This window comes from Pseudomonas sp. dw_358 (assembly GCF_018449655.1).
GTDB lineage: Bacteria > Pseudomonadota > Gammaproteobacteria > Pseudomonadales > Pseudomonadaceae > Aquipseudomonas.
This window is the reverse complement of sequence record NZ_JAAVUX010000013.1, coordinates 138,339-158,840: the sequence shown is the minus strand read 5'-3', so window position 1 is coordinate 158,840 and position 20,502 is coordinate 138,339. Positions and strand designations below refer to the sequence as shown.

21 protein-coding genes are annotated in these 20,502 nt (G+C 62.9%); 10 read left to right on the top strand and 11 right to left on the bottom strand.

Annotated features, from left to right (window positions below; genetic code table 11):
• Positions 1–73: 73 nt before the first annotated feature.
• The 4 genes from HB675_RS18750 to HB675_RS18735 form a co-directional block, all read right to left on the bottom strand.
• Positions 74–1,168: an enoyl-CoA hydratase/isomerase family protein gene (locus HB675_RS18750; protein WP_213880261.1), complete on the bottom strand. Its 1,095-nt coding sequence runs from the start codon at positions 1,166–1,168 to the stop codon at positions 74–76.
• 145 nt (positions 1,169–1,313) lie between these two features.
• Positions 1,314–2,078 (bottom strand): DNA-binding transcriptional repressor DeoR, encoded by a 765-nt coding sequence (gene deoR, locus HB675_RS18745; protein ID WP_213880259.1) that lies wholly within the window; start codon positions 2,076–2,078, stop codon positions 1,314–1,316.
• 4 nt (positions 2,079–2,082) lie between these two features.
• Entirely contained in the window at positions 2,083–2,520 is a 438-nt protein-coding gene (aroQ, locus tag HB675_RS18740; RefSeq protein ID WP_213880257.1) for a type II 3-dehydroquinate dehydratase, read from the bottom strand.
• A gap of 66 nt (positions 2,521–2,586) precedes the next feature.
• Positions 2,587–3,123: a DUF1003 domain-containing protein gene (locus HB675_RS18735; RefSeq protein WP_213880255.1), complete on the bottom strand. Its 537-nt coding sequence runs from the start codon at positions 3,121–3,123 to the stop codon at positions 2,587–2,589.
• 103 nt (positions 3,124–3,226) lie between these two features.
• Between HB675_RS18735 and HB675_RS18730 the strand changes: the two genes are divergently transcribed.
• Both HB675_RS18730 and HB675_RS18725 read left to right on the top strand, forming a co-directional pair.
• Entirely contained in the window at positions 3,227–3,559 is a 333-nt protein-coding gene (locus HB675_RS18730; protein WP_213880253.1) for a hypothetical protein, read from the top strand.
• A gap of 176 nt (positions 3,560–3,735) precedes the next feature.
• On the top strand, positions 3,736–4,674 hold the full coding sequence (locus HB675_RS18725) for a hypothetical protein (protein ID WP_213880251.1): 939 nt from the start codon (positions 3,736–3,738) through the stop codon (positions 4,672–4,674).
• Positions 4,675–4,847: 173 nt separating this feature from the next.
• Here the strand turns inward: HB675_RS18725 and HB675_RS18720 are convergent, their stop codons facing one another.
• A complete protein-coding gene (locus HB675_RS18720) occupies positions 4,848–6,875 on the bottom strand; it encodes a mechanosensitive ion channel domain-containing protein (RefSeq protein WP_213880249.1) in 2,028 nt (675 codons plus the stop codon).
• 193 nt (positions 6,876–7,068) lie between these two features.
• Here HB675_RS18720 and HB675_RS18715 point away from each other — a divergent pair, with 193 nt between their 5' ends.
• Both HB675_RS18715 and HB675_RS18710 read left to right on the top strand, forming a co-directional pair.
• Positions 7,069–8,220, top strand: coding sequence for an MFS transporter (locus HB675_RS18715; RefSeq protein WP_213880247.1), 1,152 nt, complete (start codon positions 7,069–7,071; stop codon positions 8,218–8,220).
• Between the two features lie 63 nt (positions 8,221–8,283).
• Positions 8,284–8,772, top strand: a complete 489-nt coding sequence (locus HB675_RS18710; RefSeq protein ID WP_213880245.1) for a GFA family protein — start codon at positions 8,284–8,286, stop codon at positions 8,770–8,772.
• Here the strand turns inward: HB675_RS18710 and HB675_RS18705 are convergent.
• Positions 8,769–9,824 (bottom strand): AraC family transcriptional regulator, encoded by a 1,056-nt coding sequence (locus tag HB675_RS18705; RefSeq protein WP_213880243.1) that lies wholly within the window; start codon positions 9,822–9,824, stop codon positions 8,769–8,771. The genes HB675_RS18710 and HB675_RS18705 overlap by 4 nt on opposite strands.
• Positions 9,825–10,216: 392 nt before the next feature.
• Between HB675_RS18705 and eat the strand changes: the two genes are divergently transcribed.
• The 4 genes from eat (at position 10,217) to HB675_RS18685 (ending at position 15,505) form a co-directional block, all read left to right on the top strand.
• Positions 10,217–11,575, top strand: a complete 1,359-nt coding sequence (gene eat, locus HB675_RS18700; RefSeq protein ID WP_213880241.1) for an ethanolamine permease — start codon at positions 10,217–10,219, stop codon at positions 11,573–11,575.
• A gap of 3 nt (positions 11,576–11,578) precedes the next feature.
• On the top strand, positions 11,579–12,973 hold the full coding sequence (locus tag HB675_RS18695) for an ethanolamine ammonia-lyase subunit EutB (protein WP_213880238.1): 1,395 nt from the start codon (positions 11,579–11,581) through the stop codon (positions 12,971–12,973).
• Between the two features lie 9 nt (positions 12,974–12,982).
• Positions 12,983–13,780, top strand: a complete 798-nt coding sequence (eutC, locus tag HB675_RS18690) for an ethanolamine ammonia-lyase subunit EutC (RefSeq protein ID WP_213880236.1) — start codon at positions 12,983–12,985, stop codon at positions 13,778–13,780.
• A gap of 96 nt (positions 13,781–13,876) precedes the next feature.
• Entirely contained in the window at positions 13,877–15,505 is a 1,629-nt protein-coding gene (locus tag HB675_RS18685) for a methyl-accepting chemotaxis protein (RefSeq protein ID WP_213880234.1), read from the top strand.
• Positions 15,506–15,536: 31 nt separating this feature from the next.
• On the opposite strand, the gene HB675_RS18680 is transcribed toward HB675_RS18685, so the two are convergent.
• Positions 15,537–16,193 carry an HAD-IA family hydrolase gene (locus HB675_RS18680; protein ID WP_213880232.1) on the bottom strand — a complete coding sequence of 219 codons (657 nt, stop codon included), beginning with the start codon at positions 16,191–16,193 and terminating at the stop codon, positions 15,537–15,539.
• 149 nt (positions 16,194–16,342) lie between these two features.
• On the opposite strand from HB675_RS18680, the gene HB675_RS18675 reads away from it, so the two are divergent.
• Complete coding sequence (locus HB675_RS18675) at positions 16,343–16,837, top strand: hypothetical protein (RefSeq protein ID WP_213880230.1); 495 nt, start codon at positions 16,343–16,345, stop codon at positions 16,835–16,837.
• Between the two features lie 43 nt (positions 16,838–16,880).
• On the opposite strand, the gene pbpG is transcribed toward HB675_RS18675, so the two are convergent.
• From pbpG to HB675_RS18660, 3 genes are all read right to left on the bottom strand, one after another.
• On the bottom strand, positions 16,881–17,813 hold the full coding sequence (pbpG, locus tag HB675_RS18670; protein WP_213880228.1) for a D-alanyl-D-alanine endopeptidase: 933 nt from the start codon (positions 17,811–17,813) through the stop codon (positions 16,881–16,883).
• 271 nt (positions 17,814–18,084) lie between these two features.
• Positions 18,085–18,264 (bottom strand): hypothetical protein, encoded by a 180-nt coding sequence (locus HB675_RS18665; protein WP_213880226.1) that lies wholly within the window; start codon positions 18,262–18,264, stop codon positions 18,085–18,087.
• A gap of 171 nt (positions 18,265–18,435) precedes the next feature.
• Positions 18,436–18,774, bottom strand: coding sequence for a hypothetical protein (locus HB675_RS18660; protein ID WP_213880224.1), 339 nt, complete (start codon positions 18,772–18,774; stop codon positions 18,436–18,438).
• Positions 18,775–18,946: 172 nt separating this feature from the next.
• On the opposite strand from HB675_RS18660, the gene HB675_RS18655 reads away from it, so the two are divergent.
• Positions 18,947–19,762, top strand: a complete 816-nt coding sequence (locus HB675_RS18655; RefSeq protein WP_213880223.1) for a shikimate 5-dehydrogenase — start codon at positions 18,947–18,949, stop codon at positions 19,760–19,762.
• Here the strand turns inward: HB675_RS18655 and HB675_RS18650 are convergent, their stop codons facing one another.
• On the bottom strand, positions 19,763–20,407 hold the full coding sequence (locus tag HB675_RS18650; RefSeq protein WP_213880221.1) for a DUF480 domain-containing protein: 645 nt from the start codon (positions 20,405–20,407) through the stop codon (positions 19,763–19,765).
• Between the last annotated feature and the right edge of the window lie 95 nt (positions 20,408–20,502).

The following is a 20,502-nucleotide window of genomic DNA, read 5'->3' as shown; positions in this document are numbered from 1 at the left end:
CAGAGCCAGAGCAACAGCTAACAGCAACAGCGGTTGAGACATTGCGTTGTACCTGCTGTCGATCTCCCGACACCTACCCCACCCAATCAAAAAAAGCCTCCACCTGCCCCCGACTCAACTGCTGCACCGTCGGCGGGTTCCAGCGCGGGTTTTTGTCCTTGTCGATAAGCAGTGCTCGCACACCCTCGATGATGTCGCCTTGGGCGAACCATTGGCGGTCCAATTGCAGTTCCATGGCGAAACACTCTTCCAGTGACATGTGCCGACCCCGACGCAGCATTTCCAGGGTCACCGACATGGCCAGTGGCGAGCGGCCACCCATCAGTTCGGCAGTGGCCCGCGCCCATTTCTGGCTGTTGGCGACGCTGACCTGTTGCAGTTGCTCGATCATGCTGGCGATGTCGGGCAGGGCGAAGAAATGGTCGATGGCCGGCCGCAGTTTATCCAGCGGCGGGTGGCTGAGCACCTGCACGCCCAGCCGGGCAAGCACGCCTTGCAGGTCCTTGAGCGGGTAATCCGTCCAGCTGATGTGCCCCAGGCGCTCCTCCAGCGTGGCGATCCGGTCCGAAGCGATGTGCCAGTCGGCCAGGCCGCAGTACAGGGCATCGGCAGCTTGAATCTGCACACCGGTCACGCCGAGGTAAATACCCAGCTCCCCAGGCAGGCGGGGCAGGAAATAACTGCCGCCCACGTCGGGAAAGTACCCGATGCCCACCTCGGGCATCGCCAGCCGGCTGCGCTCGGTGACGATGCGCAGGTCCGCCGCCTGGGCCAGGCCCATGCCGCCGCCCAGGGTCAGGCCGTCCATCAGCACCATGACCGGCTTGCGGTAATGGTGCAGGGTCAGGTCCAGGGCGTATTCTTCGACGAAAAAGTCGGTGTGCACGCTGTCGCCGGTCTGGTAGCTGTCGTACAGGGAGCGAATGTCACCCCCGGCGCAGAAGGCCCGGTCGCCGCTGCCGCGCAGGAAGACCGCCTTGATGTGCGGATCCACTGCCCAGTCATCGAGGCAGGTCTTGAGGGTCCGCACCATGTCCAGGGTCAAGGCGTTGAGCCCGGCCGGCCGATTGAGCACCAGATGGCCGACGTGATTGTGCACCTCTATGAGCACGTGACCTTCGGGCCACGGCGGGGTGTGCTCTGCGAAGGCTTGACCCTTTCCAGACATTGCTTCAACTCCCTGTTCTTTATGAATTTTCTGGGCAGTGACGGCCGCCGGGTGGCGCAACAAGGCCGAGGCCGCTTTACCAGAGTAGTAGACTCGGGCGCAGGGGGGTTGGTTCGCTGAATCGCAATGAATGGCGCCCAGCGGCTCACACCACCAATTGGGTGCCATTGGCGGCAAAGGCTTCGCGGTAGGCGGGCGGGATTTTCTTGTCGCTGACCACGCAGTGAAAATCGCTCAAGGTGCCGAAATGCGCGGTGCGCACGGCGTCGAACTTGGAGTGATCGGCCAGCAGCAGGCAGTGGCGCGCCTGGCGCAGCACCTTTTGCTTGACCTCTACCTCGTGGAAGTTGAAGCAGGTCAGGCCGAAATCCAGGCTCACCCCGGCCGCCGACATGAACGCCAGGGTCAGGCGCACGCCATCGAGAATGCTGCTTTCGGCGTGGCTTTCGAAGACTTGGCTCTTGCGGTGGAAGGTGCCGCCGCAGAGAACGATGCTGCACTGGGGCTTATGCTGCAGTTTGAGCAACACGTTCAGCGAGTTGCACACGGCGGTGAATTCCAGGTCGTCGGGGATGAAATCCACCACGAAGGGAATGGTCGTGCCGCAATCGAAGAACACCGTATCACCCGGCTGAATGAAGGCGGCCGCCAACTTGCCGATGCGGCGTTTTTCCTCGACGTGGCGCGCGTCCTGCTCGCTGACCTTGTAACTGCCAGGCTCGGGCTCGTCCTGGGTACGGGTGATATAGCCACCCAGCAGGCGCAATTGCTCAGGGTGGCGGCCCAGGTCGCGCCGCAAGGTCATTTCCGAGACCTCCAGCAGCGCGGCCATTTCCCGCAAGTGAATGGCCTTTTGCTCTTGCAGCGCCTGCAGGATCAGCTGGATGCGGTCGGTCTTCCTGGCGTCCACGTGCTTACTTCAGCAGCTTGCCGAAATGGTCGATGGCCAATTTATAACCATGGGTGCCAAAGCCGGCCAGCACACCGACCGCCACGCGGGAGACGTAGGAGTGATGGCGAAACTCTTCGCGCTTGTGCACGTTGGAAATGTGCACTTCCAGCACCGGCACTTCAGCGGCGATGAGGGCGTCGTGGATGGCAATCGAGGTGTGGGTCCAGGCGCCAGGGTTGATGACGATCCCGGCCACCGTGCCGCGGGCGGCGTGGATACGGTCAATCAGCACACCTTCATGATTGGTCTGCAGGCACTCGACGTCGAAACCGTGGCCGGTGCCGACCTCGACGCACATCTTTTCCACGTCGGCGAGGGTCTCGTGGCCGTAAACCGTGGGCTCACGCAAACCGAGCATGTTCAGGTTGGGGCCGTTGAGTACCAGAATCTTGTGAGCCAAGAGCGTAATCCTCGTAAAGATGAAGGGCGCATCGCCGCCGATGAGCGAGGCGGCGAATATACCCCATCAGTCCTGGCGTTCGCTATGTGACTGGGCCATGAAGCGCTCATGCATTTCCACGGTCAGCGCCTCGACCCGCTGGGTCAGGTGCTGGGTCAGTTCGGTCAGGCGCGTGTTCTGCTCCAGTAAGGCCAGCAGTTGCTCGGTGGTGGCGGCCGTGGATTCCTGGCGCTGGGCATTGGCCTTGGCAATGTCCTCGCGGTGCTGGGCATCGGCATCCATCTGGGCCTTGTCCCGTGCGGCCTGGCGCGTCTGTGCCAATAGGATCAAGGGCGCGGCATAGGCCGACTGCAGGCTGAACGCCAGGTTGAGCAGGATGAACGGGTACACGTCGAACTTCACCAGCCCGGTGACGTTGGCCAGTACCCACAGCACCACGATCAGGGTCTGTGCGCCGAGGAAGGTAGGCGTGCCGAAAAACCGCGCGAAGGCTTCGGCCTTCAAGGCAAAGGTGTCGTTGCCGAAGGTGGTCGACAGGTGGTTGTGGGGGTGATGAAAGCGCAGAGGGTCGATGCTGGGCGGGGTTTGGGGCGTGGGTGTCATGGTGCGTTCCTGAGTGAGGGTCGTGACGCCAGAACCCGTCTGAACTCCCGGCAGGTTGGCGCTTTCACAAGCTTGAGTGTGCACTCAACTTAAAGGAGACGTCATGAAAGTAGTGATCAAGGCCGTAGACATCCCCCGCACCGATTTCAGTGCTGCCAGCGAGATCTGGGTGGCGCCACTCAATGCGGCGCTGGCGGCGGACAACACCGACGACGGCTTGTGCCTGTGGCGCGGGACCCCGGTGGTCACCCACGACATGCTCAGCGAGGGCACCCATGAACAGAACCTGCGGCGCATCTGGTTGCAGGTGCCCCATACCGAGGACAAGCAGGCGGTTGAAGGCATCGAGCAGGCCCTGCGCGCTCGCTTGCAGGCCCAGCAGCTGAGCGGTGAATTCTACCCGGCGCAGCGCAGCGAACGCTTCGAAGGGCGTTGATGCAGAACGCACGTCGTCCGACGAGGTATCGGGCAGTTTGCATGATGGCGTTGGCAGGAAGGAGACGTAACTGTTTGATAAATATAGCGTAAATTTTTTGCAATAAATGGCATAGCCGATGCAACACCTTGGATGTAAAGGAAAACTTGCTGTTCACTGCCGGGAGCCACATAAAAATGATCACTCAAGCTGACGCACTACGCACTGCCGTTTCCGAAAGCTCAAGCCGCTCAGGGGTGTCCTGGGCGGCTATTTTTGCCGGCGCTGCCGGTGCTGCCGCATTATCCCTGATCCTTATCCTGCTCGGCTTCGGTCTGGGCTTTTCGGCGGTGTCGCCGTGGGCCGGGGAGGGGGCCAGCGCCAAGACGCTAGGCATATCGACCATTGTCTGGCTGGCCTTCACGCAAATTGTCGCCTCAGGACTTGGGGGCTATCTGGCCGGTCGTCTGCGGGTCAAGTGGGCCAACATGCACGGCGATGAAGTGTATTTCCGCGACACCGCCCATGGTTTTCTGTCCTGGGCCGTGGCCACGCTGGTTGCCACTGTGCTGATCGTCAGTTCGGCAGGCGGTGCCATCAATGGCGGCGTGCAGGCCGGTGCCAGCGTTGCCTCCGGTGCAGCCTCGGCTGTTGGTGTGGCCAGCGCCTCCAGCAGCGATCCGTACGGCTACTTCGTCGATTCGCTGTTCCGTGACAATCGCCCGGCGCCCGTCAGCGATGACGCTTCCCACGGCATCGTCACCCGCATCTTCGCCAAGACCCTGGGCACCGGTGGCCAGTTGACCGCCGATGACCGTGCCTACCTCGCACAACTGGTCACCCAGCGCACCAACCTGACCCAGAGCCAGGCCGAACAACGGGTCGACCAGGTTTATGGTCAGGCGCATCAAGCCGCTGAAGACGTGAAGGTGGCGACGCAGAAAGCCGCCGACACCGCCACCAAAGTCGCCGCCTGGACTTCGTTGTGGACCTTCATTTCGCTATTGATCGGCGCGTTTGTCGCCAGTTTCGCCGCTATCTATGGTGGTCGTCGCCGTGATGCGGTCGAGTGGCACGATGTTGATCATTTGGGTCAGCACTACGCTGCACCGACTGCTCATACCCCTGTCCGCTGATCCCAGAACAAGAACGTCATAAAAGGAGAAATACCATGCGCTCGATTCTGCTGTTCTTCCTCGGTGTGCCTATCCCGATCATCATCCTGATCGCACTGTTCATGCACTGATCCAGCCCGCAACGACCCCAGCCGCCGCTCTTTCGAGACCGGCGGCTTTTTCATGGGCACCGATCAGGCCGTGGTCTCAGGCTTGCCCAGCAGCAGTTGCGGGAAGTACTGGGCGAAGGCGACATTTTCGTGCTGGTCCACCAGCTTCTTGAGCCGCTCGTTGAACGCTCGGCCCACCCCGTACTGGCCACCGGAAATGGTCCGGAACTGCGCCGTCAGGACAATGCCGTTGAGGTCCATGGAGTCCACCCCGAACACCTGCAGCGGGCCTTGCAGGTTTTGTTTGAGGAGGATGTCCTCGCTGATGGAGTCGCCCACATCGCGAATCAGTTTGAGCGCCGTGTCGATGTCGGTCTCATAGGTAAAACGCACGGAGAAGAACGCATAGGCGAACTGCCGGGACTGGTTGGTGACGGCCTTGATCTGGCCGAACGGCACCGAGTGCACGAAGCCCTTGCCGTCGCGCAGGCGCAGGGTGCGGATGGTCAGGCTTTCGACGGTGCCGGCATGGCCGGAGTCGAGCACCACCCAGTCGCCGATGGCAATGGTGTCTTCGATGAGGATAAACAGCCCGGTGATCACGTCCTGCACCAGTTGCTGGGAGCCGAAGCCGATGGCCAGGCCGACCACCCCGGCCCCGGCCAGCAGCGGGGCGACGTTGATGCCCAGGTTGGCCATGGTGGTGATGGCGCAGATCACCACCAGCACGATCTTGATGGCGTTGCGCAGCATTGGCAGGATGGTCTTGACCCGGGTGCTGGGTTCACGCAGCGCGCGCTTGCCCACCGCCGGCTTGAGCGCCTGCTGAATGGCGGTGTCGAGCACCACCCAGAGCAGCCAGGTCACCAGCAAGACCATGCCGATGCTGCTCAGGGAGTTGCTGATGGCGCGGCCCAGGCTGTTTTCCATGGCGAAGGCGAAGATCGAGACGCCCCAGATTTCCCCCAGCAGGTCGGTGAAGGCAATGGCCATGGCGATGCGCAACACGGCATGCAGCAAGCTGCGCAACAGCTCTCGATAAGGGCGCAACTGGCCGAGTTCGGCCGAGGGCGCGCGGAAGACGTGTTGCAGGATCACCCCGAGAAATACCGTGGCCACCAATAGCACGGTGGTCAGCAGGGCGCTCTGCAAGGCTTCCTGGCTGCCTTCCCCGGCGCCGATCAGGTGAACGATGGACACCAGCACCATCAGCAGGATGGGCAAGTACCACACCATGGAGAACAGGCGCAGCGACTCCTGCACGGCGCGGTGATGCAAGCGGTTGTGCAGCTCGCGGTTGCGGATCAGGTGAGCCATCGGCCGGCGTACCCGCACGATCAGTACGGCAAACATCAAGGTGGCGATCAGCCCGGTGACCACGGCCGCGCTGGCGGTGATGTTGCCACCCAATTGATGGGCGATCTGCGGGCTGTTCAGCGCGTCGCTCAACGCGGCGAGAAAGCCGATGGCGAACAGCGGCAGGGGCGTCTTGCGCCGCAGGATGTTGACCGCCAGGTGCCTGTGGCCGGTGTTGAACAAGGTGACGAAACACAGGATCAACGAGGTGGAGAAGATCCCGCTGCCGGTGGCATAGGCAAAACACAGCGCCAGAGCGCGGGCCACCGAGGGGGCGAAGTGCTGGCTGATGGTCAGCAGGATCGGCAGACACAGCAGCGCGGGGCTGGTATACGGCAGCAGGTAGCCAAGAACGCCGGCCACCCGTGGCCGCTCGCGCACCAGGCGCCGCCCGAGCAGGCGTTGACAGAGCCAGCGGCCAAGGGTGTGCAGCACGCCGAAGACCACGGCCCAGCAGGCCGACAGCAGGGCAAAGTCGCCGATCAGGCTCATGACCGAGCGTGAGTCATGCTGGCTGACCAGGGTGTCGACTTCATCGGCGGCGCGCACGGTGCGCAGACGCCAGAAGTCGATGACGTGCTGGTCGAGGTCGAGTTTGTCCTGCAGGCCATTGATGCCGGAAGTCAGCGCGCCCAGCAATCCGCCCTTGACCAGCACTTCCTTGGCCGGCGTGGCGCCGGTCGACGCCGGGGCGGCGGCTGCGGCGTAAAGGTTGAGGCTGAAGAGGGCGGCGGCGATGAATAGGGGGCGTTTCAAATTTGAACTGAACACAAGTCACGGCACTCCTAAAGGCGTTATTGAACTGATCGAAATTTGTGGCGCAAGTTCTCTGTTCGGGTTCTCTATGCTTTATGGTTTCACGTAGCGACGGTTCGTGGCTTCGGTAGATTCGGATGTCCCCAGGTATTTGCCGCCGTGCCTTTATATTCACCGACACAAGGTTGTGCCGATGTCCTCGTTCACCGCTCCAGACACACTTGCCGCCAGCCCGCAGGGCCGGCTCTCCACCCGTATCGCTTTCTTCATCGCCGGCTTCGCCATGGCCAGCTGGGCGCCCCTGGTACCGTTGGTCAAGGCACGGGCGCATCTGGCCGATGGCACCCTCGGCCTGCTGCTGTTGGGGCTGGGCTGCGGTTCGATCATTGCCATGCCCCTGGCCGGTTACTTGACGGCGAGGCTGGGTTGCAAACGAGTGATTCTGGGCGCGGGGCTGTTGATCTGCCTGATGCTGCCGCTGCTGGCCAGCCTGTCGAGCGTGCCGTGGCTGGCAGCAGCGGTGCTGCTGTTCGGCGCGGGCATGGGCTCGCTGGACTGTGCCATGAACATTCAGGCGCTGATGGTCGAGCGGGCCGGGGACAAGCCGCGCATGTCCGGCTTTCACGGCCTGTTCAGTCTTGGCGGGATCGTCGGTGCGGTGGGCATGACGGCATTGTTGAGCCTCGGTCTGGCGCCGCTGTGGGCGGTGCTGTGCGTGGTGGTCCTGACCCTGGCGGTGATGACCAAGGCCGTGCCTCACCTGTTGCCCTACGGTAACGAACGCGACGGCCCCTTGTTCGCGGTACCCCATGGCATCGTCCTGTTTCTCGGTGTGCTGTGTTTCATCGTGTTTTTGGCCGAAGGCGCGATGCTGGATTGGAGCGGCGTGTTCCTGGTCTCCTGGCGGCATCTGGAGCCAGCCTACGCCGGCCTCGGCTACGCAGCCTTTGCGGCGGCGATGACCTTGGGCCGGCTGTTGGGCGATGCGGTGATCAGTCGTCTGGGCGGGGTGCGCGTGGTCCTGTACGGCGGCTCGTGCGCCGCCCTTGGGCTGCTGGTCGCCTTGCTGATTCCCTTCTGGCCGGCGGCCCTGTTGGGCTTTGCCTTGCTGGGTGCGGGCTGCTCGAACCTGGTGCCGGTGTTCTACAGCGCCGTCAGCCGCCAGACCGAGATGCCCCAGAGCACTGCGGTGCCGGCCATGACCTCGCTGGGCTACGCCGGGATTCTGGTGGGGCCGGCCGCCATCGGCGGCGTGGCGCACCTGAGCAACCTGCCCATCGCGCTGGGGATGTTGATCGTGGCGCTGCTGTTCGTGGCCCTGTCGTCGCGCCGGCTGGGACGTTGAGAAACTGCGGGGTACGCGGGCGGTCCACTCAGGAACACCCATCATCCGTCTCGGAGAACGATCATGCACCTTGAAGGCTCCTGCCACTGCGGTTCTGTCACCTTCAGCCTGGACAGCGTCCACCCCTATCCCTACCAGCGTTGCTATTGCTCGATTTGCCGCAAGACCCAGGGCGGGGGTGGCTACTCGATCAATCTGGGCGGTGATGCCAAGTCACTGAAGGTCCATGGCCGGCAGCACATCACTATCTATCACGCGAAGATGCGTGATCAATCAGGCGAGCACGTGAGCGCCAGCTCCGCCGAAAGGCACTTCTGTCATCTGTGTGGCAGCGGACTATGGCTGTTCAGCCCTGAATGGCCGGAGCTGATTCACCCCTTCGCCAGCGCCATTGACACGGACTTGCCGGTGCCACCGGAACACACCCACCTGCTGCTGGACTCCAAGGCGTCGTGGGTCGAGGTGCAGGCGGGCAAAAAGGACCAGCAGTTCGAACAGTACCCCACAGAATCCATTGCCCAGTGGCATGAACGCCTCGGGCTGGTCAGCTAGTTGATCGCAGTATTGCGCCACTGCCGCGGGCTCACGCCGACCCAGCGTTTGAATGCGCGGGAGAAAGCACTGGTTTCCGAATAACCCAGCAACGGCGCCAGATCACTGATGGACAGCGTGCCCTGGCGCAAGTAGCGCATCGCCAGTTGCTGGCGGGTCTGTTCCACCAGTTGGCTGAAGCTCAGGCCGTGCTCGCGCAGTTTGCGCTGCAAGGCCCACTCCGACAGGTGCAGGGCGCCGGCGATGGCTTCCAGGCCCGGCTCGCCGCAGGGCAGCGCTGCAGCGATGGCCTGGGTGGCTTGTTCAAGCAGGTCCGGGCCGTGGTTGATTTCACCCAGTTGACGAATGGCGTCCTTGACCAGCATCAACAGGACCGGGTCATGCCCGGGCATGGCAAAACCTTGCACATCGCGCTTGGGAATCAGCACCGAATTGCTCGGCTGGTCAAAGCGCACTGGTGCGGCGAAAACATCGCGATGTTCGTGCCATTGCTGTGGCCGGGCGTGCTCGAAGGCCACTTCCCTGGGCGCCCACTGCGGACCAAGCACGTGACGGACCAGGTTGACCGCCATGCCCATGGTCAGCTCGGCGTCCTGGCGCCGCTCGACAATGGCGCCATGGCGCACTTGATAGTCGAAACGGTAGCACTCGCCTTGATCCAGAAGGCGGATCGAGGTGCTGTGCTGGTGGAAGGGAAACACCTGGGCGAAATTGATCAGCGCGTCTTCCAGCGTCGCCGAGCATAGCCCGACGTAGCCCAGCAGGCCCAAGGCCTGGGGCTGGAATTGCTGGCCGTAGCGCAGGCCGAAATTGTCGCAACCGGTCTGGCGCGCGGCTTCTTCCAGCACTTGGCAATAGTTGGGCAGCGCCAGGCTCAGGGTGGGGTGGCGCAATTGTTCAGGGTCGATGCCGGCATGGCCGAACACCCGGTCCAGGTCACCGCCGTGACGGGTGATGAAGCCCTCCAGACCGTTGGCCGCGGCCGACAGGACGCCACGGTTGCTGGCCCCCGGGGCTGGGTTGGGTGCTGCTGGAAAAAGGGCTGGATTCATGGAAATGAATGACCGTGAAAGTTCGTATGAAAATATTTCAAGCAAGAGTCATTCCGTTTCTTCATGTGAGGACGGATGAGTGCCCAGGCAGGACCACGCTTGCTCGGGAACGCTCCCACCGAGCGTATCCACAGAAAACGGAGTGGCCGATTCCCGAGCAAGCCCGGTCCTGCGGGTCAGATAACGACATGAGAGCCCATAAAAACGCCCACATTCGGGCATCGCGCTGCAATCAAGCCCCATACCTGTGCCCCGTGATCTAAAGTTGACCGCAGACGACAAATGCGATGTTGGCCGGTCAAGTCTTGCGTGTCAGGCAGTGGTTATTCTCGTCAACGCCGGGCGCGGGTCGTTCCTGGCGCCAACCGGGTAGCTTGCGAGGTGCAAACGCGATGACTGTGACACAACTCAAACCGACATTGGGCACCCTGCATCTGTGGGGCATTGCCGTGGGGCTGGTGATCTCCGGCGAATACTTTGGCTGGAGCTACGGCTGGGGCACCGCCGGTACACTGGGCTTTTTGGTGACCACGCTGATGGTTGCCGTGATGTACACCTGCTTCATCTTCAGCTTTACCGAACTGACCACCGCCATCCCCAACGCCGGCGGCCCGTTTGCCTACAGCCTTCGCGCCTTCGGCGTGACCGGCGGGATGATCGCTGGCATGGCGACGCTGATCGAGTTCGTTTTTGCGCCCCCGGCCATCGCGTTGGCCATCGGCGCCTACCTCAACGTGCAGTTCCCCACCCTGGACCCGAAATGGGCCGCAGTCGGGGCGTACTTCGTGTTCATGATCCTCAACATTGTCGGTGTCAACATCGCCGCCACCTTCGAGTTGGTGGTCACCGTACTCGCGGTGCTGGAACTGCTGGTGTTCATGGGCGTGGTCGCCCCGGGCTTCAGCTTCAGCAACTTCGTGCTGGCCGGCTGGGCCGGTTCCGACACCTTCACCCTCGGCTCGCTGTCCGGTATCTTCGCGGCGATCCCCTTCGCCATCTGGTTCTTCCTGGCCATTGAAGGCGCCGCCATGGCCGCCGAAGAAGCCAAGGACCCGAAACGCACCATCCCGCGTGCCTACATCGGCGGCATCCTGACCCTGGTGGTGCTGGCCATCGGCGTGATGATCCTGGCCGGCGGCGTCGGCGACTGGCATGCCCTGTCGAACATCAACGACCCCTTGCCGCAAGCCATGAAGACCGTGGTCGGCAGCAACTCCAACTGGATGCACATGCTGGTGTGGATCGGCCTGTTCGGTCTGGTGGCGAGCTTTCACGGCATCATTCTCGGCTACTCCCGCCAGTTCTTCGCCCTGGCCCGTGCCGGCTTTTTGCCTAAAGGCCTGGCCAAGCTGTCGCGCTTTCAGACCCCGCACCGCGCCATCATCGCCGGCGGCGTGATCGGCATTGCCGCTGTGCTGTGTGACGGTTCGGTCAACCTGCAAGGCATGACCCTGACCGCCGCCATGATCACCATGTCGGTGTTTGGCGCCATCGTCATGTACATCATCAGCATGCTCGCCCTGTTCAAACTGCGTAAATCGGAGCCGAACCTGGAGCGCAGCTTCATGGCCCCGGGCTTCCCGGTCGTCCCGGGCATCGCCCTGGTGCTGGCGGTGGTGTGCCTGGTCGCGATGGTCTGGTTCAACCTGCTGATCGGCGGGGTGTTCCTCGGCCTGATGCTGTTTGGCGCCTTGTTCTGCCGCCTGGTGCTCAACCGTGCGCCGGCCGCAGCGGCCGTGGTAGGTGCCTGAGTCATGAGTGGATTCGTGCACACCGCAGGCGGGTTGGTGTGGCGCTTCGAGAACCTGCGCGAGCTGCTGGCCAAGGCCAGTCCCGCTCGCTCGGGGGACTTCCTCGCCGGGGTGGCCGCGGGCAGTGATGCCGAGCGCGCGGCAGCGCAGATGGCGTTGGCCGAGGTGCCTCTCAAGCGTTTTCTGCAGGAAGTGGTGATCCCCTATGAGGACGATGAGGTCACGCGGCTGATCATCGACAGCCATGACCCTGTCGCCTTTGCCCCGGTCAGTCACCTGTGCGTAGGCGGGCTGCGCGACTGGCTTTTGGGTGACGATGCCGACGAGCACAGCCTGCGCGCCCTGGCGCCGGGCCTGACCCCGGAAATGGCGGCGGCGGTGTCGAAGATCATGCGCATCCAGGACCTCGTCCTGGTGGCACAGAAGATTCGCGTCGTCACCCGCTTTCGTAACACCGTAGGGCTGCATGGGCGCCTGTCCACGCGCCTGCAACCCAACCATCCCACCGATGACCCGGCCGGCATCGCTGCCAGCCTGCTGGACGGCCTGCTGTACGGCAACGGCGACGCGATGCTTGGGATCAACCCGGCCACTGACAGCCTCAGCGCCATTACCGAATTGCTGAAAATGCTCGACGGCGTGATCCAGCGCTACGAGATTCCCACCCAGTCCTGCGTGCTCACCCATGTCACCTCGTCCATCGCCGCCATCGAGCGCGGCGTGCCGCTGGACCTGGTGTTCCAGTCCATCGCCGGGACCCAGGCGGCCAATGCCAGCTTCGGCATCAGTCTGGAGCTGTTGCGCGAAGGCCACGAAGCCGGCCTGAGCCTGAACCGCGGCACGGTCGGGCGCAACCTGATGTACTTCGAGACCGGGCAGGGCAGTGCGCTGTCGGCCAACGCCCACCATGGCGTCGACCAGCAGACCTGCGAAACCCGCGCCTATGGCGTGGCCCGGCATTTCAACCCGTTTCTGGTCAACACCGTGGTCGGCTTCATCGGCCCGGAATACCTGTACAACGGCAAGCAGATCATCCGCGCCGGCCTGGAGGATCACTTCTGCGGCAAGCTGCTGGGCGTGCCCATGGGCTGTGACATCTGCTACACCAACCATGCCGAAGCCGACCAGGACGACATGGACATGCTGCTGACCCTGTTGGGGGTGGCCGGGATCAACTTCATCATGGGCATTCCCGGTTCCGACGACATCATGCTCAACTACCAGACCACCTCGTTCCACGATGCCCTGTACGCACGCAAGACCCTGGGCCTCAAGCCGGCACCGGAATTCGAGCAATGGCTGGCGCGCATGGACATACTTCGTCAGGATTCCAGCGGCGTGCACCTGGCCCGCGGCCTGCCCCCTGCATTCAGCCGGGCCCTGGCCCATTTGACCTGAGGAAGTTGCATGAGTGACGAGTCCAAGCCTCCCAGCCACGCCGACGCCTGGCATGCCCTGCGCCGCCTGACCCCGGCGCGCATTGCCCTGGGCCGGGCCGGCACCAGCCTGCCCACTTCCGCGCAGCTGGACTTCCAGTACGCCCACGCCCAAGCCCGCGACGCCGTGCACCTGCCCTTCGAGCGCGAGGCACTGCGCCAGGGATTGGCTGAACGCGGCCGCGCCTGCCTGGACCTGCACAGTTCTGCGCCGGACCGGCACACCTACCTGCAACGCCCGGACCTGGGGCGGCGCCTGGACGCCAGCTCGGTGGCCCTGCTGGCCGAGCACAAGGGCGATTACGATGTGGCGCTGGTGGTGGCCGACGGTCTGTCATCGCTGGCCGTTCACCGCCACAGCTTGCCGATGCTGCAACGCATCGAGGAAATGGCGGCTGCCGAAGGCTGGACCCTTGCGCCAGTGTGCCTGGTGGAGCAGGGCCGCGTAGCGGTAGCCGATGAGGTGGCCGAGCTGCTGGGCGCGCGCATGGTGGTCATCCTCATCGGCGAACGCCCGGGCCTCAGCTCGCCGGACAGCCTGGGCCTGTATTTCACCTGGGCGCCGAAGGTCGGCTTGAACGACGCCTCGCGCAATTGCATTTCCAATATCCGCCTGGAGGGCTTGAGCTACGCCATGGCCACCCACAAGTTGCAGTACCTGATGCGCGAAGCCGCACGGCGCCAGTTGTCCGGGGTCAATCTCAAGGACGAGGCGCAGGTACCGGTGCTGGACAGCGGCGCTCGGCCCGGCAACTTCTTGCTGGAATAGCGCCGGGCAAAATACTGGCCAGTGCTTGGCGCTGGCTCAAGAACCCCGCTGGCTGGCCGATGCAGAGGCATCCTCTCTGCCCAGGCCTGCCGCCCCATGCGCATCAATCGGTCCCTCAAAGCCCAGATCCTGAGCCTCATCGGCGCCAGTCTGCTGGCGATCCTGCTGATCGCCCTGTGTTGTTTCAATTTTTTGTCCAATAACGTGCGCGACTACCGCGAGCTGATCGACGGGCCGTTGCGCACCTCGCAGCTGATCGATCAGGCCAACCTGCAATTCAAGATTCAGGTCCAGGAGTGGAAAGACGTGCTGCTGCGCGGCAAGGTCCCGGCTGACCGCGACAAGTATTGGGGGCAGTTCGAAGAGCGCTACCGCCAGGTACAGGACATCCTCGGGCAACTGGCAACTCAGGCGGATATCGACCCGGCGCTCAAGCAGCAGATCGCGGCGCTGCGCGACGCCCACAAGACCCTTGAGGCTGAATACAGCCGTGGCCGCGATGCCTTTGTCGCGGCCGGTGGCGACCCGGCGGCGGGTGATCAGGCGGTCAAGGGAGTCGATCGCGCGGTCAGCGCGGGTATGAGCGAGCTGGTGGCTCACGTCCGCAAGGCCAGCGACGATCGCTCGGCGCTGATCAGTGCCAGCGCCGAGCGCACGGTCTGGGCCGGGTTGCTGGTGGTGCTGGTGTCCGGTGTGCTGATCGGGCTGTTGAGCCTGTGGCTGGTGAGCAAGCGCCTGGTGCAGCCGATCACCGACCTGATCGCCTATGTCGCCGACCTCAGCCGTGGGCGCTTGCAGGAGCGCGTGGCCAGCACCCGCCAGGACGAACTGGGCCAGTTGGCCCTGGCCGCCAATACCCTGCGCGACTTTCTCGCCGACACCTTCGGCCGCCTCAAGCGCAACGCTGAGCAATTGGATGGCGCCAGCTCGGAGCTGCACCAGATTGCCCATCAGATGTCGGTGGGCACCCAGGAGCAGTTTCATCGCACCGATCAGGTGGCTACGGCCATGACCGAGATGTCCGCTACCGCCCAGGAAGTGGCGCGTCACGCCATCGACGCTGCACAGGCGGCCGACGAAGCGGACCGATCGGCGCAGCAAGGTGAGCAGGTGATGCAAGCAACCGTGGCGGCGATCACCCAGATGAGCCTGGCGATCGACACCACGGCCGGGGTCATCCGCCAACTGGAAACCGACAGTGGCCGGGTGGGCAAGGTGCTGGAGGTGGTGCGCGGCATCGCCGAGCAGACCAATCTGCTGGCCCTCAACGCGGCCATCGAGGCGGCCCGGGCCGGGGAGGCCGGGCGTGGTTTTGCCGTGGTGGCGGATGAGGTCCGCAGCCTGGCCCAGCGCACGGCGTCATCCATCAGCGAGATCAACCAGATCATTGATGCCGTGCAGTTGGGCGCCATCGACGCCGCCAAGGCCATCGGCAACGGTCAGGCCCAGAGCGAGCAGAGCGTGGCCCAGGTCACTCGGACTGGGGCGATGCTGGAGCGGATCACCCAGGCGGTCGAAGCGATTCGCGGCATGAACCGGCAGATCGCCACGGCGGCGGAAGAGCAGACCTCCGTGGCCGAAGACATTTCCCGCAACCTGACGGAGATCACCACCATCGCCGGCGCCAACCAACACAGTGTGCAGCGCACCGAAGAGGCCAGCGCCCGGCTGCATGAGTTGTCCGGCCAGCTCAACGAGGTGACGGCGCGGTTGAGCGGGGCTTGAACCGTCATTCACGCCGACAGGTCATGTCCGCTCAGCCCAGGCGCTGCTCGATCACCTGCCACAACTGCGGGTCATCGAAGTTGTCGATCACCAGGTGCGCCCCTGCCGCCAGCAGCGTTTCGCGGCTCTGGCCGGTGGTCAGGGCCACGGTGAAGATCCCGGCCTTGACGGCGGCGGTCAGGCCGGGCACCGAGTCTTCGAAGGCCAGGGCGTTTTCGGCCTTCGCCCCCAGCCGGTCGAGGCCGGTAAGGTAGGGCAGGGGGTCGGGTTTGGCCCGCTCCAGCTCTTCGGCCACCAGCACATGGGCGAAATGTTCAACCAGTCCAAGGGCGCCCAACATATGGTCGGCGTTGGCGCGGGGTGCATTGGTGACCACCACCCTGCCGATCTCGCGGCTTTGCGCCAGCTGCAGCAGACGCAACAGGCCGGGGATCGGTTCAAGGGTCGGCGACAGGTCGCGAAAGCGCTGCTCTTTCCGGTCGGAAAACAGCTGGTGGTAGCCGATGTCCCGGTCCGGAAACAGGTAGCGGCACAGGTCGGCGTTGGCGCGGCCACTGACGTGGAGGTCGAACTCCTGGCGGGTGAACAGCCGGCCTTCTTCTTCCAGCAATTGTTGCAGGGCCAGCAGGTGCAGCTCGTCGGTAGCGGTCAGGGTGCCATCGAGATCGAACAACAAGGCGTCTAGCATGGTGAATTCCAGGCAGTGCGAGGGGAAAGGGACGAGGCTGGCAACAGCCTTCACGTAGCAGAAAGTGTCTCCTCTGATACACGATATATCTCAAGTTGGCAGGCGCGGGGTCGATGAAAAGGAACCTCTTCCGTCAACAGGACTGACCCATGAGCACCATCAGTAACATCTCAACGGGATTGACCCTCCCGACCACCACGACCAGCACGGTCAAAACCTCCAACACGGCAGCGTCCAGCACCACCACCAATGCCGACGGTACCACCACCAGCGCCGATGGCACCACCAGCACGTCGTCCACCGGTGCAACCGGCAGCACTCAGCAGGCGGGTGCCGGTGGCGGTGCGGGCGGGGGTGGCGGTTCGTCTTCCAGCGACAGCAGCAGTAGCACTTCCGACACCGTAAAAGAGCTGCAAAAAGAAATTGCGGCCCTGCAAAAGCAGCTTCAGGCCGCTCAGCAAGCCATGCAAAAGGCTGAATCGAGTTCGGAATCACAGGATGCCAAGGCCGCCGAAGTGTCGGCAGCGTCGACTCAGGTCGCGTCCATCAGCGCCGCACTGCAGACCGCTTCGGCCTCGCTGTTGCAAGCGCTGACCGAAGAAGGGTCGAGCACCTCGGGTTCAGTGGTCAACACCACTGCGTGAGAGGAGTCGCCACCCGACGCGTCAGCGCGTCGGGTGCCAGCTTTCAGTCCGAAGCCTGGGCTGAGGTCTTGCGCAAGGCATGTTTTTCGCTCTTGTACCGCAGCGCCACAGCGGGTGCCCCGGCGCCCTTGCCGGTTTCCACCCAGTTGCGCAGGCGGCTGGCATCGGCAAAGTGCGTGTACTTGCCAAACGCATCGAGAATGACCATGGCCACCGGACGACCGCCCATGGTGGTCAGCAACACCAGGCAATGACCGGCTTCGTTAGTGAAGCCCGTTTTGGTCAGACGAATATCCCACTTGTTGTTGCTGAGCAAGTGATCGGTGTTATGAAACCCCAGGGTGTAGTTGGGGTTGTGGAAAGCCACGGTCTTTTCCCGCGTGGTGCTCAACTCGCTGAGCATCGGATAACGCCGAGCGGCGATCAGCAACTTGCTCAAGTCACGTGCCGTCGAAACGTTCTGGGTAGACAAGCCGGTGGGTTCTACATACCGGGTGTGACTCATGCCCAAGGAACGCGCCTTGGCGTTCATGGCCGCAATGAATGCGTTATAGCCGCCCGGATAATGGTGCGCCAGGCTGGCGGCGGCACGGTTTTCCGAGGACATGAGGGCAATCAGCATCATGTTCTTGCGGTCCAGCTCACTGCCCAGCTTGACCCGCGAAAACACGCCCTTCATCTCCGGTGTGTGGCTGATATCGACGTCGATCACTTCATTCATGGGCTGCTTGGCGTCCAGCACCACCATGGCCGTCATCAACTTGGTCACCGACGCGATCGGCATCACGGTGTCGGGTTTGTTTTCATAAATGACATTATTGGTTTGCAGATCAATCAACAGCGCACTGCCTGACGCCAGCTTCAACGGGGCCGGCTGGTGGGCAGCAGCAGGCTTCTCGTGTTTGTTGGCGTTCGATGCAACAGCAGTGCCCGTCATGACCAGCAACAGGCTCAAGATCGAAAGAGAAATTTTCAAACGTAGTGCTCACTAAAAATTGGATATGCCGTGGTAAACGGATCAGTCGCCGACTTGAAAAAGGGTATTGCCGAAAATAACGTTACATTTTATGTGGAAGCCGGGTGCAGTGTCGATTGGCGCTGCAGCTGATTAACATTTCTCTGAAGAAAAAATAATGTGTCTCAGCGAAGAGATTGTCAATTTATTACTGTAATGATTCGACTGGACACAAAAAGCCCCGCACGGAGCGGGGCAAAGGGAAAGTGCGGAGCAACGCACACTAAATCATTCAGCAGGCCAGAAAGCTGTTGAAAGTCTCCTTGGCCGCCTTGGCCTGGACCAGTGAGGTCAGCGGGCCGGTGACCGGCTTGCCATTCCTGACCACATACCAGCAGGCCAGCAAACCTGCCTCGCGCAACGCCCTTGGAACGGCACTGCCAACAACGGACATGATTGCAACTGTACTCATGGGGCACCTCCAGAAACCGGATCCTTCGCGCAGCGTGCGCGTCAGGTCATGGCATCCAGAATAAGGTGCGGCTCGCGCCGGGAAAAATTGTCACTGTCGATAGTCACAATCGACGCAGTCCATTGGTCGTTCCGGGCTCGTGAGGAGCCCGGACCTCACAGGGCCGCTGACTCAGTAGCGGGGACCGTAATAGCCAGGAGGCGGAGCGTAGTAGCCTGGTGGCGGTGGCGGGGCTGCGTACACCGGTTGGTAGTAGACCGGTGGAGGCGGCGCCTGCACGTAGACCGGCTGCTGCACGTAGACCGGGCGTGGCTCGGAGTTGGAAACAATGGAGCCGACCACGGCGCCGCCGACCACTGCACCCAACAAGGCGGCACCTACGCCGTAACCACCGCGTCCACCGCCGCCATGGTAACCACCACCGTGGTAGCCGTAGCCCCAGGCATTGGCCTGACCTGCAACGGCCAGGGCACCGATAAGCAAGGCAATCTTGGGAAATTGACGAATCATGATAATGGTTCCTCGTGTTTCTTCCCCTGCGCTCGTGGCTGCAATAGACACGAATACGTTCGCGGGGATAACACTATGACAGTGAAATTGTAAGAATCTTTGCCAGCATTGGGTAAATTTTGTGTAAGGCTTTGTCAAAGCCATTCTACAGCGATATTAAGGAGATATCAGCTTGCAGACTCCCACACGTGACACCGTGCTGTGCATATCCCTGGCCGGGCGCCCCGGAAATTTCGGGGTGCGTTTCCACAACCACCTGTATCGGCAGCTGGGCCTGAACTATTACTACAAGGCCTGCACCACCGGCGACCTGCCGGCCGCTGTCAGCGGTATTCGTGCCTTGGGCATCCGTGGCTGCGGGGTGTCGATGCCGTTCAAGGAAGATTGCATTGCGCTGGTCGACGAACTCGACCCGTCGGCACAGGCGATCGACTCGATCAACACCCTGGTCAACACCGACGGCCATCTCAAGGCTTACAACACCGATTATATGGCAATACGCCAGCTACTGCTCAGCCATTCGGTGGATCCCGCTCGGCGGTTCGTGCTGCTGGGCAGCGGCGGGATGGCCAAGGCGGTGGCGTGTGCCTTGCGCGATGCCGGCTTTCGCAACGGCGTCATCGTGGCTCGAAACGCCGAGGCCGGCCCGGCGCTGGCCAAGGCTTGTGGTTACGATTGGCAGGCTACCCTGGGCACCCTGTGCGCGCCGCTGTTGATCAATGTGACGCCGGTGGGCATGGAAGGAGGGCCGCAGGCAGGTGACCTGGCGTTTCCAGCCGAGGTCGTCGAAGCCGCCGAACAGGTTTTCGACGTGGTCGCCTTGCCGGCCGAGACGCCTTTCATTCGTCTGGCGCGGCAATTGGGCAAAGCGGTGATCACCGGCTACGAAGTGGCGGCCATTCAGGCTCTTGAACAGTTTGTCCTGTACACCGGGGTGCGGCCCACTGACGCCCAGCGGGAAGCCGCAGCGCAATACGCCCGGACCTGATCACTCCAGCCGGGACAGCCGCTCTTCGAGGGCGGCAATGCGCGCTTCCAGTTCTTCGATACGTTCGGCGGACACCCCCGGGCCGCTGCTGCGCTCGGGGGTGTTCTGCCGGGCGTCGAGAATCGCCTGTTGCTCTGCCGGGTCGCCGAGAGCGTGGCTGTAGCGGTCTTCGCGCTGGCCGGTCTGACGCGGCAGGTGCACGGCCAGATCGCGGGCGATCAGGCGTTCCAGCTGGTGCAGCACTTGTGCGGCATCTTCAAAAGCGTGCAGGCGGTTGCTGCGGGTCAGCAGTTCATTGACAGTCTGCGGACCGCGCAGAAACATCAGGCCCAACAGCGTCAGTTGCGCCGGGACCAGCTCCAATGCCTTGTCCAGGCGCTGTTCCCAGCGGTCGGCGCGGCTGCCCATGACCAGGCGTGCCATGCCGAGGTTTTCCAGGCCGCGCAGGCTTTGGCCGACTTGACCGGGGGTCAGTTGGGTCACCGGCTCCCGGCTGGTTTTCTGGTTGCAGGCCAGCACCAGCGCGTTGAGGGTCAGCGGGTAGGTTTCCGGGTTGCTGGCCTGTTTTTCGATCAACGAGCCGAGGACCCGGACATCCGTGCTATTGAGTGGAGCGGCATCTGGAGTATCGTGTTCGGCGGACATGGTGCGGTCTCTCGGCGATCAGGTCGTTGTTGAGGGGCGAGTATGCAATAAAAGCGCATCGACTGCCGCTGCCGCTGCCGCTGCCGCTGCCGGTC

Bases quoted from the DNA above. Each gene is read 5' to 3' on its own strand.
- HB675_RS18735 (WP_213880255.1), bottom strand. From the start codon at position 3,123: ATGACACCCACGCCCCAAACCCCGCCCAGCATCGACCCTCTGCGCTTT.
- HB675_RS18650 (WP_213880221.1), bottom strand. From the start codon at position 20,407: ATGTCCGCCGAACACGATACTCCAGATGCCGCTCCACTCAATAGCACG.
- HB675_RS18705 (WP_213880243.1), bottom strand. From the start codon at position 9,824: ATGAATCCAGCCCTTTTTCCAGCAGCACCCAACCCAGCCCCGGGGGCC.
- HB675_RS18680 (WP_213880232.1), bottom strand. From the start codon at position 16,193: ATGCTAGACGCCTTGTTGTTCGATCTCGATGGCACCCTGACCGCTACC.
- HB675_RS18675 (WP_213880230.1), top strand. From the start codon at position 16,343: ATGAGCACCATCAGTAACATCTCAACGGGATTGACCCTCCCGACCACC.
- HB675_RS18715 (WP_213880247.1), top strand. From the start codon at position 7,069: ATGTCCTCGTTCACCGCTCCAGACACACTTGCCGCCAGCCCGCAGGGC.
- HB675_RS18725 (WP_213880251.1), top strand. From the start codon at position 3,736: ATGATCACTCAAGCTGACGCACTACGCACTGCCGTTTCCGAAAGCTCA.
- HB675_RS18730 (WP_213880253.1), top strand. From the start codon at position 3,227: ATGAAAGTAGTGATCAAGGCCGTAGACATCCCCCGCACCGATTTCAGT.
- HB675_RS18750 (WP_213880261.1), bottom strand. From the start codon at position 1,168: ATGTCTGGAAAGGGTCAAGCCTTCGCAGAGCACACCCCGCCGTGGCCC.
- HB675_RS18685 (WP_213880234.1), top strand. From the start codon at position 13,877: ATGCGCATCAATCGGTCCCTCAAAGCCCAGATCCTGAGCCTCATCGGC.
- HB675_RS18695 (WP_213880238.1), top strand. From the start codon at position 11,579: ATGAGTGGATTCGTGCACACCGCAGGCGGGTTGGTGTGGCGCTTCGAG.
- eutC (WP_213880236.1), top strand. From the start codon at position 12,983: ATGAGTGACGAGTCCAAGCCTCCCAGCCACGCCGACGCCTGGCATGCC.
- eat (WP_213880241.1), top strand. From the start codon at position 10,217: ATGACTGTGACACAACTCAAACCGACATTGGGCACCCTGCATCTGTGG.
- HB675_RS18660 (WP_213880224.1), bottom strand. From the start codon at position 18,774: ATGATTCGTCAATTTCCCAAGATTGCCTTGCTTATCGGTGCCCTGGCC.
- HB675_RS18710 (WP_213880245.1), top strand. From the start codon at position 8,284: ATGCACCTTGAAGGCTCCTGCCACTGCGGTTCTGTCACCTTCAGCCTG.
- HB675_RS18665 (WP_213880226.1), bottom strand. From the start codon at position 18,264: ATGAGTACAGTTGCAATCATGTCCGTTGTTGGCAGTGCCGTTCCAAGG.